Here is a 17,170-nt window from a genome sequence, read left to right on the forward strand (position 1 = left end):
AAGCGGGGTATTCTAGTTAAAGGTTCAACTTACCTGGATACCCTAGCCCAGGTCAAAACCGTTGTGTTCGATAAAACCGGCACCCTCACTAAGGGTAACTTCCGGGTCACGGACGTGCTTCCCCACAATGGTTTAAGCCAACTTCAACTTCTGGAGCTTGCTGGTCAGGTAGAGTCCCAGTCCAACCACCCCGTAGCCCAGTCTATTCGTCAAGCTTACGGACAGACCCTACACACCTCTGAGGTGCAAGACTACGAAGAAATCCCCGGTCATGGTATCCGTGCCAAGGTTAACGGTAGCGTTGTTTTAGCAGGCAATGATCGGCTATTGCATCGTGAAGCCATTGCCCACGATGTCTGTGTGGTAGACGGCACCGTGGTTCATCTAGCTGTAGAGGGTAAATACAGTGGACGCATTATCATTGCCGACGAGCTTAAAGAGGATGCTAAGGAGGCTATCCAGGGGCTCCATGCCCAGGGTATTACCACTGCCATGCTAACCGGCGATAGTCAGTCGTTAGCTGACAATATTGCCAAAGAGCTAGGTCTAGACCAGTATCGGGCGGAGTTACTACCGGAAGACAAGGTAGAGGCTTTAGAAGCATTCTTGCACTCTGCTGGTGGGGGTAAAGTGGCCTTTGTCGGTGACGGTATTAACGATGCCCCAGTTATTGCCCGGGCTGATGTAGGTATCGCTATGGGAGGATTAGGCTCCGATGCGGCGATCGAGACAGCGGACGTGGTGATCATGACCGATGCACCTTCCAAGGTTGCTGAAGCTATTTATATTGCCCACAAAACTCGGCGCATTGTCTGGCAGAATATCGGCTTTGCTATGGCCCTTAAAGCCATGTTTATTGCTCTGGGTGCCATTGGTTTAGCGACCCTTTGGGAGGCTGTGTTTGCTGATGTAGGGGTAGCTCTGTTGGCTATCCTTAATGCTGGGCGTATTATCCGCAATCCAAGGTAGGGTGAAATTGTCATTAAAAGATCATAGGAAGCAGCAAAGTCCTCCTCCCACTATGAAAACTACCGATAGAGCCACGCGCGTATTCCTCTAGCTATACTAAGTAAGGATTCCTTACTTCCTTTATTCGTCTTGGAGCTTCTAATGCTTGCTAAGTTGACATCTAAGAATCAGCTAACTTTACCTAAGTCTGTTACCCAGCAGATTGGCTCAGCAGAATACTTTGAAGTCACGGTGCAGAGTGGACAAATTATTCTTACCCCTGTCCGAATCCAACGAGCGGATGCTGTCAGGGCTAAGCTAGCGGCTCTGGACATAACAGAAGAGGATATTAACAATGCCGTGGACTGGGCACGTCAATAATGAATACAGTTCCAAGGGTTGTGATTGACACCAACCTTTTGGTCTCAGCTCTCATCTTTGGTGGTACCACAGGCAAGTTACGTAGGCTCTGGCAGTCTGGGAATTGTTTTCCTTTGGTATCGAAGGTGACGGTTAAAGAACTAATGCGGGTGCTTACCTACCCCAAGTTCAGGCTCAATGCAGCTGAACAAGAGGAATTGTTAGCTGACTATCTACCCTTTTGCGAAACAGTGGAGATACCCAACCCTCCACCGGCAACTCCCCCATGTCGAGACCCCTTTGATGTACCCTTTTTGGTCTTGGCATTGGTTGAGCGGGCTGATTACCTGAGTTTTTGTTTAAATGAAGGGGTCTGAGTGGCTGCTAAACTCTCTTGCGCTGTTGAGGGCAACCTCCGTAAACAAGCTGGGCTAGTTTTAAGAAGTGCAGGGAGAGTAAAGACAATAAGTGGGGACCTTCTACTCCTAACCAAAGGCTTCCCGCAACCCGGAGAATCAGGCGTAGTCGGAAGTGATGATGTGGCTGTACGGACCCACGGGGGTATCGACGGCGATTACTGGGAGGCTGATAGAGTCATAGTGGGGATGCCGGAGCTCTAGATAAGTTGGCTTCCATGGGGTCGTTTTTTGAGTGCGTTCCCTCTTTTTAACTCGGCACTACCATTGTCGGTTTTCACTCCCACTCTTCTACCGTTGGGGTACTATCACAACTACTTCTCAGCTCTCCTCTCTGTCGGTCTGCCCCGCAATATCCTCTTCTCTGATGCTGTTCTGGGAACGGTAGCTCTAGGCGTCACTCTGCCCAATAATAGTGACGCCTAGAGCTACCGTAGTTGGGGTTCGCGTGGAATACCCGAGGCTAAGGGGGAGGTGCTGTAATTGAGTGCAATGCTAATGCTCCCCTGGGTTGGCGCAGGGCGAGACTAATTCTGGGCGAGGTCGGCTTTCTGCTCTTCTGCTCTGTCGATGCGGCGGGGGTGCCTCTGGAGAGTTGGAGAACTCGAGAAGGACGGCACCATTCGGGAGCTTAATTCAGCCGGTGTCTACAAAGGTCAGTGTGCGGCGGGCGAGCTGAGCTACGAGGGCCCGCGCACATGGGCTACAGGCCTCGTAGGCGTCGCGGGCTCTCGCCTACTGCACTGCGAGCGCGGACGCCCCCTCTCCGGCCCGCCACCTGGTCGGGGGCTGCAGGAGCCCGCGGGCCGCGAGGATCTCTCGCAGCCGGCCCCACACAGTTATTGTGGGGGGGTGTGGGGATGCGGAGCGAATCGAGGGGGAATGCTTTAGCGGAGGGGTGTTGGGAGACTTGTCGGAGACCCATTTAGGGTGCCAGAGCGCCTTATAGCGCGGCTTCCATAAGGTACTTTTCGAGATGCCCGCTAGATCTACTAATACTGTTTCCCTCGCTTTTACTCCATTGGGAAGTTCCCCCTCTGCTCTGAGTTTTGCCATGGCGCCTATAAGTCTTTCCGTGGCGGCTTGTTGTCGTTCATCGTTGCTGGGGCCAGCGGGCTTAGTCTGTTTCTTTGGTTCGTAAGCGTAATACTTTCCCTCTGCACAGCGTCCCCAACGACTAGCCCAGGCTTTTATTTCGCCTTGATGCCTGCAATGCTTTGAATAGCCAGGCGTGTTAGTCGCCGTCTTGACAATGTAATCAACTAAATCATCCCCGGTGAGGCGTTCAAACACAACACCATAGCGGGCAATGACTCCTAATCGAGTATTGCTGTCGTGGGGTTCCCAGGGCTGGGCAATGATCGCCAAGTCTGACTTCCTCCACTCACTTGCCACCCGGCTCCGGGGTGCGAATCCGTTCGGTTTAGCAAAGGGGCTGTAGTTAGCCCTGGCTTCTGCACAGGACTCCAACAGCAAGTCAATATCACAGGTATCTGCTGATTGTTCAAGTTGATCAAGGAAAACTTTGATGCTCTGGCTGTAGGGAGCTAGATCACCATCCAGCAGAGCAGAGCCTGACTGGGGCTGTAGGGGCAACCTAACCCTGTTGTATTTCGTTATTTCCCCCTTGGTCCAGCCCTTCCGGTTAGGGAATATTTCGCAGTGTCCAGGACGAACATTAACGCCATACTGGGCTAAGACTTCCATTAGTGCACAGGACAAGGCAAAGGTGGGGATAGCATTGGGTAACCCGAACCACACGTGCCAGCCCCCACTATGGCTTGATTGGATTAAAACCTGCTCCCCAATGCCAATAGATTCCAGGGCTTCACATATTGTTTGTAGGTCGGACTCATTGTAATATTGCCCGCCGGCATCAATGTCTATGGCTGCTACTCTGGTTTTTTTTCCAAAGCCCAAACCGATCGCCGTGTTTGGGTCTTTCCATAGCTCCCAAATCCTTGTGGGGCTGATGCGGTGCCTTCGGGTCTTCCACTCTTCCCCGCTATTGTCAATGGCGTAGCTCCCAAAGTTAAACCACCTAGTGAACCTTTCTCCTAAGGCGTCTAGTTTAATAGGTTTCTCCACTTGTTTGAGCTGGCCTTTGTTCCTGGCCTTGATAGGCACGGCAACGTAACCAAACTCGTCACTCATCACTCGAAAACCTTGTCTAACACAAACCAGACGTGCTTCTTTCCCGGCCCACTTTCTGATGGGTGCGTATTTCAAATTCCCATTTATTTTGACTATAAGCAGTTCTTTGGTACTGCAGCTTTTAGTCTTGGGTTTTTTCCGAGCACCTAAAATTGACTTTGTTAAGCCCATGTCCACCCCCTGCTAATGGATGGCCCTTGAGCGGAATCTTCCGGGAAAAGTAAGAATATGTGTTTACCGCTGGCTGATGTAACCTGTGTGTGTGTAACCCCCACAAGTAGACAGGTTGGATGGGATATAATGGTGGGGAACCCACCGTCTTGGGTTAAAGTCCTTTGACTCATCCCATTGCGGATAGTCCGGACAGTTGCTAAAAAGTCCATAGTGAGGCCTCCTTCCCTTTGGGTGGATTAGCCTTCCCTTCTGATTTGTTAACCCCTTGCTTGCTCTCTCTCCTACCAAAGTTCGAGGCTCGCTGGGGGTTTCCCCTTTTAATGTGCTTCAAGCTGTTTGCCTATCCTCTTGGTCGAGTTTCTCCCTGATAGCATTCAAAATGTATTTGCTCCGACTGATGCCCTGAGCCTTTGCTACCCTGTCCACTTCCTTTCGCAGCTGTTTGCCGTCATAGATAACAAGGTGTCGATATCCATCCGTCATCATGTAAGTCCCTGCGTATAAAACACCCAATATTAAGATAATAACTTAGGCCTCAAACTAATGGAAGAATTTTTCGGAATCTAGCGGGCCTATGATCGCTTAACAATGCTGTAATCCCCTTAGCTATAGGGCTTGGGATGTGAGAAGAATGTTTTTAGCTCAGCTTAAACAGTTACTGCCGTAATCGTTCTGAGCTGCTCGAGCAGAAAAATTAATTAGTAATATAACACTGCGCATTGATCTGGGATTTGATAGAGCTAGGTAGGCAGGTCATCGCGAAGAACTCCTCTGACATGAAAGTCCGATCCTGACTTTGTAGTGATAGCTTGCATAGCATCAGTGTGAACAAAGCCCCGGTCGGGTAGGAAGATCATCTTGACCTCTTGAGGCAATTGGGCAGCGACTTGATAGAGGATTCTGGCGATTTGTCCACTTTTTTCATACAGGGTCAACTGCCTGACAAAGAGTTGTACCGCCCCTGTTAACCACCGCCTTCACCACCAAGATCAGAGGCGATCTCTGAGGCAGCGCAGATTATTCGTTTGTTTCGTCTATTGCGTTTATTGCGTTTGTGGGATTAAAGTGATTCTATTACATGAACTACTCACGATACCGAGATTCCTATGGCAATCTCCAGCCCAAGGCTCCAGCTACCCACGGAGTCTGAAATTGAACTGTCTCAAATAAGCAGCCGCATTCTGTCAGCTCACCTGCGCGGCGCAACCCAGCGTCTCAAGGTCGTTGAAGAGGATGGTAGCGAAGAAACCGTTGAGATTCCTGCCAGTGCCCTCCATCTTCTGGTCGATATCCTGGCTGAGATGGCCCAGGGCAACGCCGTCACCCTCATTCCCATCCATGCCGAACTCACCACCCAAGAATCCGCCGATATCCTCAACGTCTCCCGTCCCTTCCTGATCAAACTCCTAGACTCCGGTGAGATTCCCTGTCGAATGGTCGGCAAACACCGCCGCATCCGTTTCCAAGACCTCATGGACTACAAACAGAAAACAGACGAAGCCAGAACCCAAGCCCTTGATGCTCTGGCCCACCAAGCCCAAGACCTGGGTATGGGTTATTAGCATGCCCTCAAACTACACAGCCCTCTACGATGCCTGTGTGCTTTATCCTGCTCCCCTGCGGGATCTTCTCCTGCAACTAGCCCTGACTGACCTCTTCCGAGCCAAGTGGACAGATGACATTCATCAGGAGTGGCTCCGGAATGTTCTCAACAAGCGGCCTGACCTGACCTTAGAGCAACTCACCCGCACCCGAGACCTCATGAATAGCCATGTGCGGGACTGCCTGATCACAGGCTATGAATCCTTGATTCCTGCTTTACACTTACCAGATCCCGATGATCGCCATGTTCTTGCCGCTGCCATCCAAGGGGGCGTGGATGTGATTGTCACCTTCAACCTCAAAGACTTTCCACCTCGGGCATTAGCTCCCTACGATATTGAGGCGCAGCACCCGGATGAGTTTATTGCCTGCGTCATCGATTTGAAACCGATTACAATTGCTCAGGCGGTAGAGACCGTGAGAAGGCGGCTACGCAGTCCCCCCATGACCAAGGAAGAACACCTAGAAACGCTTTTGTGCCTGGGACTACCGTTAACCATTTCTAGGCTACGTGAGATTTGCTACGAGATCTAGGTACCCCTATTCCTACTGCCGTAGCTCGAACAAATCGTGCAACGCATCGCCAAGCAATTTCAGGGCAAGAGATCGTTAGAGTAGTTACCAAGGAGGGTTCGATCATGCCAACTCTGACCATACAGGAAGCACAAGCCCAGTTGCCCGACCTGATCCATCACCTGAGCCTCGGCGAAGAGGTGGTGATCACTGAGAACGACCAGCCCGTGGCAAAGCTGGTACCGACCACGCCGCCCGCCGAGGCCCGAAGAGTCCCCAAATTCGGCACGTTAAAAGGAACCGTACTTTCGATGGAACACTTCGACGATCTATTGGAGGAGTTCGAGGACTACATATGATGCAACTGCTCCTAGACACGCACACGTTAATCTGGGCGGTCGATGATCCTGTTTAGATACCTCCCGTGGCCATGACCGCAATGGCTGACTCTGCGAACGACCACTATCTGGGAAATGGCCATCAAGTTCAGCAAAGGCAGGCTCCCATTGTCACTGCTCTACCGTCCCTGGATGGACAAGGCGACGCCATTCCTGCCCTCACCGTCACCTACGCCCAAAAGGGGACTTCGATCCACCCCGTTCCTGCATGGGGTATGTATCCCACAGAATTAAGATCAGTACCGAGAACACTAATTGTTCTCTACAAAGTACTCCCACTGGGGTTGTACCAAATTCACCTAGAATTAGGGCATTAGCTAGCAAAAGCGGCAATAGCATAACATTACTGCCATTAAGACCCCTGGCAATGCTCAAGGTATTAAGTAGCTGGAGCCTAACTTTTCTTAATGGAATAGAAAACAGCCAAGACACCGCGAATCTATGAACCCTGTAAGCCACAACAACATCGTTAACTTTATATGGGGTATAGCAGATGATGTTTTACGGGATGTCTACGTGCGGGGCAAGTACCGTGACGTGATTCTACCGATGACGGTCATCCGGCGCCTCGACGCACTTTTAGAGCCTAGCAAGGAAAAAGTCCTCGGTATGAAGAGTCAGTTAGATGCAGCAGGTATTGCTAACCAGCACGCGGCTCTCTGTCAGGCCTCCGGGGAGGCTTTTTATAATGTCTCACCTTTTACCCTGCGTGACCTAAAGAATCGGGCTAAGCAACAGCAGCTCAAGGCTGATTTCGAGGCTTACCTAGATGGCTTTTCACCTAACGTCCAGGAGATCCTCGACAAATTTAAGTTCCGCAACCAAATTCCTACGCTGATCGAGGCAGATATCCTCGGACACCTGCTAGAGAAGTTCCTCGACTCCCGCGTCAACCTTAGCCCCAAGCCCTTGCAAGATACGGAAGGTAGGGAGCTACTTCCGGCACTCGATAACCATTCTATGGGCACCATCTTCGAGGAACTGATCCGTCGCTTCAACGAGGAGAACAACGAGGAGGCGGGGGAGCACTTTACCCCTCGGGATGTGGTCAAGCTTATGGCTGACCTAATCTTTCTGCCCATTGCCGACTTGATTGAATCTGGTACCTACCTAGTTTATGACGGGGCCTGTGGTACCGGCGGTATGCTGACGGTGGCGGAGGAACGCCTAGCTGAATTGGCTCTGAACCATGGCAAGGAGGTCTCTCCATCCACCTCTTTGGACAGGAAGTACAGCCTGAGACCTATGCCATCTCCAAAGCCGATTTACTCCTCAAGGGTGAAGGGGCTGAGGCGGAGAATATGAAGTATGCTTCCACCCTCTCCAGCGATGCTTTCCCGTCGCAGGAATTCGATTTCATGCTGTCTAACCCCCCCTATGGCAAGAGCTGGAAGACTGACCTGGAGCGCCTGGAGGGTAAGGGAGACATCAAAGACCCGCGCTTTGTTACCCAGCACGGTGGTGACTCAGAATACAAGATGATTACCCGCTCCTCAGACGGGCAGCTGATGTTCTTGGTCAACAAGATCGCCAAGATGAAACACAGCACCAGCCTAGGTAGCCGTATCGCTGAGGTGCACAATGGGTCATCGCTCTTTACAGGGGATGCGGGCCAGGGTGAAAGTAATATCCGCCGCTGGATCATCGAAAACGACTGGCTGGAGGCCATCATCGCCCTGCCGGAGAACATGTTTTACAACACTGGCATCGCTACCTACATCTGGCTATTGACTAATCGTAAGAGCAAGGAACGCCAGGGTAAGGTTCAGCTTATCGATGCAACAGAATGGTATGTGCCCCTACGACGTAACCTCGGCAAGAAGAACTGCGAGTTCTCCGAGGAACAGATGGGTACCATTGTGGATTTGGTGCTTCATCCAGTGGAGACAGAGAAATCGAAGATCTTCCCCAATGAAGCTTTTGGCTACTGGAAGGTGACCGTAGACCGCCCTTTACGGGTGCAGGGGGCAGATCCACATCGGGTCTATAAAGCAGCTGAAATTAAGGCCCTCAAGGCTGAAGGCAGGGTTACGGAAGAGGGTGTGCCAATTATTAAGAAGATCCACAAGAAGGGAACCCAGCCTGACCCCATCCATGGTTTGTTTGAGGTAGAAATCGCCGGGAAGTCTTGCACTGTGGAGTATGAACCGGATACAAACTTGCGAGACAGTGAGCAGGTGCCGCTGCTGGAGGAAGGTGGTATTGAGGAGTTCTTCCAGCGCGAGGTGTTGCCCTACACTCCGGATGCCTGGATTGACCCCAACAAGACTCAAATTGGCTACGAGATCTCCTTTACAAGGCACTTCTACAAGCCTGCACCGATGCGTACCCTAGACGAGATCAAGACGGATATCTATGCCCTGGAGCAGGAGACGGAAGGGCTGCTAGAGCAGATTGTCGGGGAGGTGGAGAAATGAAGCTGAAACCCTATCCCGAATATAAAGATTCTGGTGTGCTTTGGTTGAGTAAGATTCCAGCACATTGGAATATTATGCCCTTAAAACATTGGGTTTTTATTAATCAATCCGTATTAAATGAGAATACTGATCCAGACTTTCGCTTTAACTATATTGATATTGGAGCAGTTAGCACAGGAAAGTTAGTTTCTCAACCAAGAATTGAAAGATTTGCTGATTCTCCATCCCGAGCCCGTAGAGTTATTAAGGCAGGTGACACTTTACTTTCAACCGTTAGAACATATCTAAAAGCGGTTTACCACTGTAAATATATCAATAAATATACTGTTGCTTCAACAGGTTTTGCAGTTCTTACTCCTAAAAACAATACTGATCCTGGATACGTTGGTTATGTTGGTCAATCTGAGCTTTTTATAAATCAAATCGTTGCAAGGTCTATAGGAGTAGCTTATCCAGCAATTTCAGAAACTGAATTAGGTCGCTGTTTAGTCTGGTTTCCTACACTAAAAGAACAAACCCAGATCGCCAAGTTTCTCGACTGGAAAACCACTCAGATCAACAAATTCATCCGTAACAAGCGGCGGCTGATAGAACTGCTAAAGGAGCAGAAGCAGAACATCATTAACCAGGCTGTGACCCGTGGGCTAGACCCCAACGTTAAGCTCAAGCCCAGCGGCGTAGATTGGATTGGGGATATTCCAGAGCATTGGGAGGTATGTAGGCTCAAATATCTTCTTCGGGAAGTAGATGAAAGGTCCAAAACTGGCGCAGAGTACCATTTATCTATGAGTCAGAAACATGGAGGGCTAGTAGGTAGTTCAGAAATAAAAGAACGTAGGCTAATGTCTGAAAATTATACAGGGGGCAAGCTTTGTGAGTACGGAGACATAGTTCTGAATAGACTTAAGGCGCATCTTGGCATCTTTGCTCATGCTCCCTGTGATGGAGTAATTAGCCCTGATTATTCAGTCTTTCGGGCAATCTCAGATATTGAGCCTATTTATTATGAATATCTTTTTTGCTCAACTGTAATGCGTCCTGAATTCAGAATTCGTTGCAAGGGGATTGTCGAAGGTTTCTGGAGACTGTACTCTAATGACTTCCTTTCACTAAAGGTTCCGGTTCCGAGTAGAGAAGAACAACTCAAAATCCTAGATGGTATTAGGGTGAGGTTTTCGATTATCGACCAAGCCATCACCCGTGCTGAGCGTGAGATCGAATTAATGCGGGAATACCGTACCCGCCTGATCTCCGATGTCGTTACCGGCCAGGTGGATGTGCGGGCGATCGAAGTGCCGGATGTGGTGGAGGAAGACATGTTAGACCTAGAAGAAGACCCCTCCGAGGCAATGGATGATGAACTAGAAGCCGGGGAGGACTAATGAAACGTAAATCTGCTATCCAATTGCTAACCCAGAGTAAGCCGGAGTTGCAATCCCGTTTTGGAGTTACTCGGCTAGCCCTCTTTGGTTCGACTGCACGGGATGAAGCGGCTCCCCATAGTGATATCGATATTCTTGTTACCTTTGATGGCCCTGCCACCTCCCAACGCTATTTTGGGGTGCAATTCTATCTGGAAGACCTGTTGGGGTGTGCCGTAGATTTAGTGACGGAGAAGGCACTCAGACCAGAGCTAAGGCCTTACATTGAGGGGGAAAAGGTAGATGTCTGAGCAGGTATTACCAGAACAAAAGGTCATTATCATTGCTGGCCCCAACGGAGCAGGAAAAACTACCTTTGCTGAAGAATTCTTACCCCAGGAAGCCCAGTGCCTAACCTTTATCAATGCCGACCTCATCGCCGCCGGAATAGCACCATTTGAGCCAGAACAGGCCGCATTTCGAGCAGGGAGACTGATGCTAGAGGAGATCCATAACCATGCTCGACGGGGGCAGAACTTTGCCTTTGAAACGACCCTGAGTGGTCGCAGTTACGCCCGTCTTATTCCCACCTGGCAGGCCCAAGGCTACATCGTCAAGCTCTTCTTTCTTCAACTACCATCTCCTGAGCTAGCCATTGCCCGGGTAGCGCAACGTGTTCGAGCTGGAGGGCATCACGTCCCCGAAGCAGTTATTCGCCGGCGCTTTGCGGCTGGGTTACACAACCTGGAGACCCTCTACAAACCAGTGGTTGACGAATGGATCTGCTATGACAACTCAGGCAGTGAACCTGTGCTTATTAAGAAAGGAGGTAAGTTATGACCAATCAACAAGGTAATGTTAATGCCCGCAACAGAGAAGAAGATCCAGACATCCTGGGGGCAGAAAGTGCCCTGAGACGTGCCGGCCAAAAAGCACGGGAGCGAGCTAAACAAGCTGGAATCGGTGTCATTATCTTTAAAGATGGCGAGATTGTCGAAGAAATGCCCGAGTGATCAACTTCCTTAACCCCAGTCGTGACCATTCCCGCTTGTCCCAAGATTTATCACATTGTCCATGTGGATCGGTTGCCCTCAATTATTGCTGATGGGTGTCTGTGGTGCGATGCGGCGATCGCCCAGCGGAATACTGGGGGAACAACCATCGGGATGAACAAAATCAAGCAACGGCGGTTGAATGAATTGACCTTGTCTAGCCATCCGGGTTTGTACGTGGGGCAATGCGTGCCCTTCTATTTTTGTCCTCGTTCCATCATGTTGTTTCTCATCCACAAGAAGAATGCCGAGTTGAGCTATAAGGGAGGACAGGAACCGATCATTCACCTAGAGGGAGATTTACTCAAAGCTGTGAACTGGGCTAATCAGCATAACCTCCGCTGGTCTTTTACCCTCTCCAATGCTGGCTCATATTACTTTGAAGATTGTAATGACTTAGCGCGGTTACCCGAAATTGATTGGTTAGCGGTGCAAGCTACTAATTGGCGGGGTCAGAAACAAGAAGGTAAGCAGGCAGAGTTCCTGGTAGAAAACACCGTTCCATGGCATCTTGTCGAACGTATCGGGGTAAAATCACGAATAATTTATGATCAAGTGAGTAAGGCTTTGCCCAAAGGGGGACATCATCCACGAGTAGAGATCAAACCAGAATGGTATTACTAATCTGGAGGAGGCGCTAATGTTTGAATGTAAAAGTGGCAACATCTTAGCAGAGGATACCGAAGCCCTGGTCAACACCGTCAACTGTGTGGGCGTGATGGGCCGCGGCATTGCCTTACAGTTCAAAAAAGCCTTCCCAGATAACTTCAAAGCCTATGCCAAAGCCTGTAAAGAAGAAAAGGTTAAACCCGGCGAAATGTTCGTCTTTGAAACTAGACAACTGGTAAACCCTCGTTTAATTATCAACTTTCCAACCAAACGACACTGGCGTGCCCATAGCCGTATAGAAGACATTGAAATTGGGTTGACAGCCCTTAAAAGTACTATACAAGAATACAAGATTCATTCCATCGCCATTCCCCCTTTAGGCTGTGGGTTGGGCGGACTTAATTGGGGTGAAGTCAAAACCCGTATTGAGGCAGCCCTCAAGCCTCTTGATAATGTAAGGATTGTCCTCTATGAACCCCATGGCGAACTAGCTCAAGCAAAAACCCTACAGGGTCTTCATCCACCAAATATGACCCCTGGCAGGGCTGTGTTGGTTGAATTGATCAACCGTTATCTACAAGGATTGCTAGATCCCTTTATTACTCTGCTAGAAATACATAAGCTAATGTACTTTATGCAAGAGGCAGGGGAATCCCTAAAACTGAGATACACAAAAGCGCCCTACGGCCCCTACGCCGAAAACCTACGCCATGTCTTGAATGTGATTGAAGGACACCTAATTACCGGATACGCAGACGGAGGTGATCAACCAGATAAACCCATTGCCCTACTGCCCAATGCAATTGAAAATGCGACAGTATTTTTACAGGATTATCCAGAGACTCACGCAAGATTTGAACGAGTAACCAAGTTAGTAGAGGGATTTGAATCTCCCTTTGGCTTAGAACTTCTGTCCACTGTGCATTGGATAGTTAAGAACGAGTCTGTCAATTCACCATCTGATGTCATTGATCGTACCTATGCGTGGAATCAGCGTAAACAACAATTTACGCAGAGACAAATTGGGCTAGCGATCAATATTCTTAACAAACAAGGATGGCTTAAGCTATCCCAAGTTGAATCCTAATGAAAACCACTGACACCAGCGAGAAAGGCCTAGAGAGCATAATTGTAAGCTCCCTGGTGGATGAGGCAGGCTACATATTGGGTGACCCCAAGGACTACGACCGGGAGCATGCCATCGACCTGGCTAAGCTGTTACAGTTCCTTGCCACTACCCAACCCGACACCTATGAAGCTTTAAGCATCAAGGAGGAAAGTCCTCGGCGCACCCAGTTTTTGCACCGGCTACAGGGTGAGATCGCCAAGCGGGGTGTAGTGGATGTGTTACGTACCGGTATCAACCATGGTCCAGCCCATGTGGATCTTTTTTACGGTACACCTACCCCAGGCAACCTAAAGGCAGCAGAACGGTTTGCGGCTAACATCTTCAGCGTCACCCGCCAGCTCCGCTACAGTCGTGGGGAAACCGCCCTTTCCCTCGATATGGCTATCTTCATCAATGGGCTCCCCATTGCCACCTTTGAGCTTAAGAATCGGCTCACCAAGCAAACTGTCTTAGATGCAGTGGAGCAGTATCAACGGGATCGAGACCCCAAGGAATTACTGTTCCAGTTCGGTCGCTGCGCTATCCACTTTGCTGTAGATGACCAAGAAGTACGCTTTTGTACCCACCTCAAGGGCAAGGGGTCTTGGTTTCTACCTTTTAACAAAGGTTACAACGACGGCGCAGGTAATCCCCCTAATCCAGCAGGACTAGCCACCGACTACCTTTGGAAAGAAATTCTCTCTAAAGATGGGTTGACCGACATCTTGGAGAACTATGCCCAGATAGTCGAGGAAAAGGAAGAAAAGACCGGCAGAAAGACAATTAAACAGGTCTTTCCTCGGTATCACCAGTTAACCGTGGTGCGGCGGCTTCTAGCTAGTGCTAGGGAAACCGGGGTGGGAAAACGTTACCTGATTGAGCACTCAGCAGGCAGTGGGAAAAGTAACTCCATTGCCTGGTTAGCCCATCAACTGGTAGGGCTGGAGCACAACAGCAAAGCGTTGTTCGATTCGGTCATTGTGGTTACCGACCGGCGGGTACTAGACAAGCAAATCAAAGACACTATCAAGCAATTTGCTCAAGTCTCCGCTACTGTTGGCCATGCCGAGCGTTCAGGGGACTTGCGCCAGTTCATCAAGGCCGGGAAGAAAGTTATCATCACCACGGTGCAAAAGTTTCCCTTCATTCTTAACGAGATTGGGGACGAACACCGCCAGAGCAAATTTGCCATCATCATCGACGAAGCCCACTCTAGCCAGGGCGGCAAGACCACCGCAGCGATGAACCGCGTATTAGAAGCTTCAGTCCCCTACAGCGGCTCCGATGAGGAGGGGGAAGAGACTGTCGAGGACAAAATCAACAAAATCATGGAAGGGCGGAAGATGGTAGGTAACGCTAGTTACTTTGCCTTCACTGCGACTCCGAAGAATAAGACCCTGGAGATATTCGGCGAGCCTGACCCACAGCCTGACGGCACAGTGAAGCATTACCCTTTCCATAGCTACACCATGAAGCAAGCTATTCAGGAAGGCTTTATTCTCGATGTGTTGAAAAACTACACGCCGGTGGATAGCTATTACCGCTTAGCCAAGGTAGTGGAGGATGACCCCGTCTTTGATGCTAAGAAAGCCCAGAAGAAACTGCGCCGCTATGTGGAGTCCCACGACCATGCCATCCGGGAGAAGACTGAGATCATGGTGGATCATTTCCACACCCAGGTTATAGGCCATGGCAAACTCGGGGGACAAGCCCGGGCCATGGTGATTACCAACAGTATTGCCCTAGCTATCCAGTATTTCCAAACCTTCAAAGACTATCTCCAAGAACGCAAAAGTCCCTACCAGGCGATCGTGGCGTTTTCCGGGGAGCACGAATATGGAGGCGTGAAGGTGAGCGAAGCGACGCTGAACGGGTTTCCCAGTAGCCAAATTACGGACAAGGTAAAGGAAGACCCCTACCGTTTCCTCATCGTCGCCGACAAGTACCAGACGGGTTACGATGAGCCCCTACTGCACACTATGTACGTGGACAAAGCTCTCTCCGGCATCAAGGCAGTGCAGACTCTCTCCCGCCTTAATCGAGCCCATCCCCAGAAGCATGACACCTTTATACTCGACTTTTACAACGACTCGGAAACAATCCAATCATCCTTTCAGCCCTATTACCGCACCACCATCCTCAGCGATGAAACTGACCCCAACAAGCTCCACGACCTAAAAGCGGCTTTGGATGGACACCAAGTCTACACGCAGGACCAAATCGACTATCTAGTGGGGGTGTATCTGAAGGGAGCAGATCGAGACAAGCTTGACCCAATTTTGGATACCTGCGTGGCCACCTACAATGCTGATCTAGACGAAGTTGGACAAGTAGACTTCAAAGGCAAGGCCAAAGCTTTTGTCCGCACCTACGGCTTCCTAGCATCGATCCTGCCTTACTCCAATGCCCAGTGGGAAAAACTGTCCATCTTCCTCAACTTCCTCGTCCCCAAGCTTCCAGCGCCCAGAGAAGAAGACCTCTCCCGCGGCATCCTAGAGGCGATCGACATGGATAGCTACCGTGTTGAGATGAAAACTAGCCTGAGGATTGACCTATCAGATCAAGACGCTGAGGTAAGGCCTGTACCAACGGCTGGAGGGGGAAGCAAACCAGAACCCGAGCTAGACCAATTAAGCAACATCATCAAAACGTTCAACGACCAGTTCGGCAACATCAACTGGAAGGATGGTGACAAGATCCTCAAAGTCATTGCTGAGGAGATTCCAGCCAAAGTAGCCGCTGATGTAGCCTACCAGAACGCCATGAAGAACAACGATAAAAAGACCGCCCGGATCGAACACGACGCAGCACTGCAGAGGGTCATGATCGAATTGTTGTCCGACCACACTGAGCTGTTCAAACAGTTCAGCGACAACATGTCGTTCAAAAAATGGTTGGGCGATACCATCTTTGGTGCCACCTACCGGGAACATCGACAGGCAAGCTAATAAAATCAACTAGCTATTAGCAGTTTTTGCAATTCTAGAGCTGGGTCGATGATGTTAATATCCTTGTCTGTAACTACCGTTTCTTCACCTTCAGCACATTCATAAACCACATAGGTCCAGATGCCCGGGCTCCCGGCATCAACTACTTCTGACTCATAGAAGGTAACGGTTTCGTCTTCCTCACACTCATAGTAGGAAGAGAGTATATCCTCCCAATGGCAGTCGGACATTTCCATGGTCTCTTGGATGGAAGCTAGCACCCCAGCGATGTGGTGAGGCTGGGTTTCTACCTGCACCAATCTTTCCTCTTCCCACTCGAAGTTATGCAAGGACAACATAACCTAGTCCTCTAATTCTTGATGCCTTGATTCTAGTTCCACCCTGGGGTTAGAGCACCCTGCTCATCAGTTTTTTCCCCTGTAGGGGTCGCAACAGAGACACGCGACCCATCCAGCCAAACCGTCGAATGGGTGGCTTATCCAGTCAATGTTACGTCGTTGTGATTCAGAGTTGAAAGAGCAACACCAGCAAGACTACCGACGTTAGACTGGCCAGCAGTGTCCGACTGACGTTCCACCGATTCCAACGAGGCTCAAAGCTTAGACGAGCGGATTTGAGGGCCGTTTCGCCCATGGCATCCACATTGAGCTCTTGGAGTTGATTGTTGAGCGGCACATTAATCGTAAAAGTGGAGAGTTGTACCCCCAGCATGTAAACCAGCAGTACTGCGAGCAATAGCAACCGCTGAGAGCCTTCTAGTTGACTGAAACCTAGACCAGTTACGGCTACTGATGCCACCACGGAGCCGACCCAGACAGCCACAAAGACTGGCTGTTTTTTTTGGACAACACCGTCGATGACTTGAAAGGCACGGATAAAATCACGATCTCTCAATTGCTTAATTCCTGGCATGACGATGGTGGCAAAAGCAAATAGGAAACCTGCGACAAGGGAGCACAGCAAAGTCGTCACAATCAGCAGAATTTGAAAAGTTACTTCAGTAGACATAGTTAAGTTCTTCAATGTTCAAAATTAGTTGCGGGCAATAACGAAGAGTTGGATGGTCGTTAGGCAACCAGGCAGGGGACCCAAGATCGCAGTGGCGACTGG

General features: G+C 49.9%; 19 protein-coding genes. 16 read left to right on the forward strand and 3 right to left on the reverse strand.

Translation table 11 applies throughout. The features are described 5' to 3' along the window. The 3 genes from IQ217_RS14830 to IQ217_RS14840 all read left to right on the forward strand — a co-directional run. Positions 1–969, forward strand: a 969-nt coding sequence (locus IQ217_RS14830) for an HAD-IC family P-type ATPase (protein ID WP_194020548.1), incomplete at its 5' end; no start/stop codon positions are given. 141 nt (positions 970–1,110) lie between these two features. Beyond that, a complete protein-coding gene (locus tag IQ217_RS14835; protein WP_194020549.1) occupies positions 1,111–1,329 on the forward strand; it encodes an AbrB/MazE/SpoVT family DNA-binding domain-containing protein in 219 nt (72 codons plus the stop codon). Continuing rightward, positions 1,329–1,685, forward strand: coding sequence for a putative toxin-antitoxin system toxin component, PIN family (locus IQ217_RS14840; RefSeq protein ID WP_194020550.1), 357 nt, complete (start codon positions 1,329–1,331; stop codon positions 1,683–1,685). The genes IQ217_RS14835 and IQ217_RS14840 overlap by 1 nt, the downstream gene beginning before the upstream one ends. A gap of 774 nt (positions 1,686–2,459) precedes the next feature. On the opposite strand, the gene IQ217_RS14845 is transcribed toward IQ217_RS14840, so the two are convergent. After that, a complete protein-coding gene (locus IQ217_RS14845; RefSeq protein ID WP_194020551.1) occupies positions 2,460–3,878 on the reverse strand; it encodes a hypothetical protein in 1,419 nt (472 codons plus the stop codon). Between the two features lie 1,280 nt (positions 3,879–5,158). Between IQ217_RS14845 and IQ217_RS14850 the strand changes: the two genes are divergently transcribed. The 13 genes from IQ217_RS14850 (at position 5,159) to IQ217_RS14905 (ending at position 16,060) form a co-directional block, all read left to right on the forward strand. Further along, a complete protein-coding gene (locus tag IQ217_RS14850; RefSeq protein ID WP_190599922.1) occupies positions 5,159–5,614 on the forward strand; it encodes a helix-turn-helix domain-containing protein in 456 nt (151 codons plus the stop codon). Between the two features lies 1 nt (position 5,615). Further along, a complete protein-coding gene (locus tag IQ217_RS14855) occupies positions 5,616–6,188 on the forward strand; it encodes a PIN domain-containing protein (RefSeq protein ID WP_190599923.1) in 573 nt (190 codons plus the stop codon). A gap of 104 nt (positions 6,189–6,292) precedes the next feature. Further along, positions 6,293–6,526 (forward strand): type II toxin-antitoxin system Phd/YefM family antitoxin, encoded by a 234-nt coding sequence (locus IQ217_RS14860; protein ID WP_190599924.1) that lies wholly within the window; start codon positions 6,293–6,295, stop codon positions 6,524–6,526. A gap of 80 nt (positions 6,527–6,606) precedes the next feature. Then, complete coding sequence (locus tag IQ217_RS14865; RefSeq protein ID WP_190599925.1) at positions 6,607–6,882, forward strand: hypothetical protein; 276 nt, start codon at positions 6,607–6,609, stop codon at positions 6,880–6,882. Positions 6,883–7,006: 124 nt separating this feature from the next. Continuing rightward, complete coding sequence (locus IQ217_RS19280; RefSeq protein ID WP_265583639.1) at positions 7,007–7,870, forward strand: type I restriction-modification system subunit M N-terminal domain-containing protein; 864 nt, start codon at positions 7,007–7,009, stop codon at positions 7,868–7,870. Further along, positions 7,816–8,982: an HsdM family class I SAM-dependent methyltransferase gene (locus IQ217_RS19285; protein ID WP_338116579.1), complete on the forward strand. Its 1,167-nt coding sequence runs from the start codon at positions 7,816–7,818 to the stop codon at positions 8,980–8,982. Before IQ217_RS19280 ends, IQ217_RS19285 begins: the two co-directional genes overlap by 55 nt. Further along, positions 8,979–10,364 (forward strand): restriction endonuclease subunit S, encoded by a 1,386-nt coding sequence (locus IQ217_RS14875; RefSeq protein WP_194020552.1) that lies wholly within the window; start codon positions 8,979–8,981, stop codon positions 10,362–10,364. Before IQ217_RS19285 ends, IQ217_RS14875 begins: the two co-directional genes overlap by 4 nt. Next, positions 10,364–10,654 carry a nucleotidyltransferase family protein gene (locus IQ217_RS14880; RefSeq protein ID WP_194020553.1) on the forward strand — a complete coding sequence of 97 codons (291 nt, stop codon included), beginning with the start codon at positions 10,364–10,366 and terminating at the stop codon, positions 10,652–10,654. The genes IQ217_RS14875 and IQ217_RS14880 overlap by 1 nt, the downstream gene beginning before the upstream one ends. Beyond that, positions 10,647–11,183 carry an ATPase gene (locus IQ217_RS14885; RefSeq protein WP_194020554.1) on the forward strand — a complete coding sequence of 179 codons (537 nt, stop codon included), beginning with the start codon at positions 10,647–10,649 and terminating at the stop codon, positions 11,181–11,183. The genes IQ217_RS14880 and IQ217_RS14885 overlap by 8 nt, the downstream gene beginning before the upstream one ends. After that, the gene (locus IQ217_RS14890; protein ID WP_194020555.1) at positions 11,180–11,356 is read left to right on the forward strand and encodes a hypothetical protein; all 177 of its coding nucleotides are present in this window, start codon (positions 11,180–11,182) and stop codon (positions 11,354–11,356) included. Before IQ217_RS14885 ends, IQ217_RS14890 begins: the two co-directional genes overlap by 4 nt. Before the next feature lie 21 nt (positions 11,357–11,377). Continuing rightward, positions 11,378–12,019 carry a type II toxin-antitoxin system toxin DNA ADP-ribosyl transferase DarT gene (gene darT / locus IQ217_RS14895; RefSeq protein ID WP_190599931.1) on the forward strand — a complete coding sequence of 214 codons (642 nt, stop codon included), beginning with the start codon at positions 11,378–11,380 and terminating at the stop codon, positions 12,017–12,019. Positions 12,020–12,035: 16 nt separating this feature from the next. Next, positions 12,036–13,091 carry a type II toxin-antitoxin system antitoxin DNA ADP-ribosyl glycohydrolase DarG gene (darG, locus tag IQ217_RS14900; protein ID WP_194020556.1) on the forward strand — a complete coding sequence of 352 codons (1,056 nt, stop codon included), beginning with the start codon at positions 12,036–12,038 and terminating at the stop codon, positions 13,089–13,091. Then, complete coding sequence (locus IQ217_RS14905; protein ID WP_190599933.1) at positions 13,091–16,060, forward strand: type I restriction endonuclease subunit R; 2,970 nt, start codon at positions 13,091–13,093, stop codon at positions 16,058–16,060. Before darG ends, IQ217_RS14905 begins: the two co-directional genes overlap by 1 nt. A 5-nt stretch (positions 16,061–16,065) precedes the next feature. Here the strand turns inward: IQ217_RS14905 and IQ217_RS14910 are convergent, their stop codons facing one another. Together IQ217_RS14910 and IQ217_RS14915 are read right to left on the reverse strand one after the other, a co-directional pair. Further along, on the reverse strand, positions 16,066–16,398 hold the full coding sequence (locus tag IQ217_RS14910) for a hypothetical protein (RefSeq protein ID WP_190599934.1): 333 nt from the start codon (positions 16,396–16,398) through the stop codon (positions 16,066–16,068). Positions 16,399–16,564: 166 nt separating this feature from the next. Beyond that, entirely contained in the window at positions 16,565–17,068 is a 504-nt protein-coding gene (locus IQ217_RS14915) for an anthrone oxygenase family protein (RefSeq protein ID WP_194020557.1), read from the reverse strand. Positions 17,069–17,170 lie beyond the last annotated feature (102 nt).

This window comes from Synechocystis salina LEGE 00031 (genome assembly GCF_015207985.1).
GTDB classification, from domain to species: Bacteria; Cyanobacteriota; Cyanobacteriia; order Cyanobacteriales; family Microcystaceae; genus Synechocystis; species Synechocystis salina.

What these genes read in the sequence shown, in the direction of transcription:
- IQ217_RS14865 (WP_190599925.1), top strand. Translation starts at nt 6,607, where the DNA reads ATGGCTGACTCTGCGAACGACCACTATCTGGGAAATGGCCATCAAGTT.
- IQ217_RS14890 (WP_194020555.1), top strand. Translation starts at nt 11,180, where the DNA reads ATGACCAATCAACAAGGTAATGTTAATGCCCGCAACAGAGAAGAAGAT.
- IQ217_RS14880 (WP_194020553.1), top strand. Translation starts at nt 10,364, where the DNA reads ATGAAACGTAAATCTGCTATCCAATTGCTAACCCAGAGTAAGCCGGAG.
- IQ217_RS14835 (WP_194020549.1), top strand. Translation starts at nt 1,111, where the DNA reads ATGCTTGCTAAGTTGACATCTAAGAATCAGCTAACTTTACCTAAGTCT.
- IQ217_RS14850 (WP_190599922.1), top strand. Translation starts at nt 5,159, where the DNA reads ATGGCAATCTCCAGCCCAAGGCTCCAGCTACCCACGGAGTCTGAAATT.
- IQ217_RS14885 (WP_194020554.1), top strand. Translation starts at nt 10,647, where the DNA reads ATGTCTGAGCAGGTATTACCAGAACAAAAGGTCATTATCATTGCTGGC.
- IQ217_RS19280 (WP_265583639.1), top strand. Translation starts at nt 7,007, where the DNA reads ATGAACCCTGTAAGCCACAACAACATCGTTAACTTTATATGGGGTATA.
- IQ217_RS14845 (WP_194020551.1), bottom strand. Translation starts at nt 3,878, where the DNA reads ATGAGTGACGAGTTTGGTTACGTTGCCGTGCCTATCAAGGCCAGGAAC.
- IQ217_RS14915 (WP_194020557.1), bottom strand. Translation starts at nt 17,068, where the DNA reads ATGTCTACTGAAGTAACTTTTCAAATTCTGCTGATTGTGACGACTTTG.
- IQ217_RS14905 (WP_190599933.1), top strand. Translation starts at nt 13,091, where the DNA reads ATGAAAACCACTGACACCAGCGAGAAAGGCCTAGAGAGCATAATTGTA.
- IQ217_RS14855 (WP_190599923.1), top strand. Translation starts at nt 5,616, where the DNA reads ATGCCCTCAAACTACACAGCCCTCTACGATGCCTGTGTGCTTTATCCT.
- IQ217_RS14910 (WP_190599934.1), bottom strand. Translation starts at nt 16,398, where the DNA reads ATGTTGTCCTTGCATAACTTCGAGTGGGAAGAGGAAAGATTGGTGCAG.
- IQ217_RS14840 (WP_194020550.1), top strand. Translation starts at nt 1,329, where the DNA reads ATGAATACAGTTCCAAGGGTTGTGATTGACACCAACCTTTTGGTCTCA.
- IQ217_RS14860 (WP_190599924.1), top strand. Translation starts at nt 6,293, where the DNA reads ATGCCAACTCTGACCATACAGGAAGCACAAGCCCAGTTGCCCGACCTG.
- darG (WP_194020556.1), top strand. Translation starts at nt 12,036, where the DNA reads ATGTTTGAATGTAAAAGTGGCAACATCTTAGCAGAGGATACCGAAGCC.
- IQ217_RS14875 (WP_194020552.1), top strand. Translation starts at nt 8,979, where the DNA reads ATGAAGCTGAAACCCTATCCCGAATATAAAGATTCTGGTGTGCTTTGG.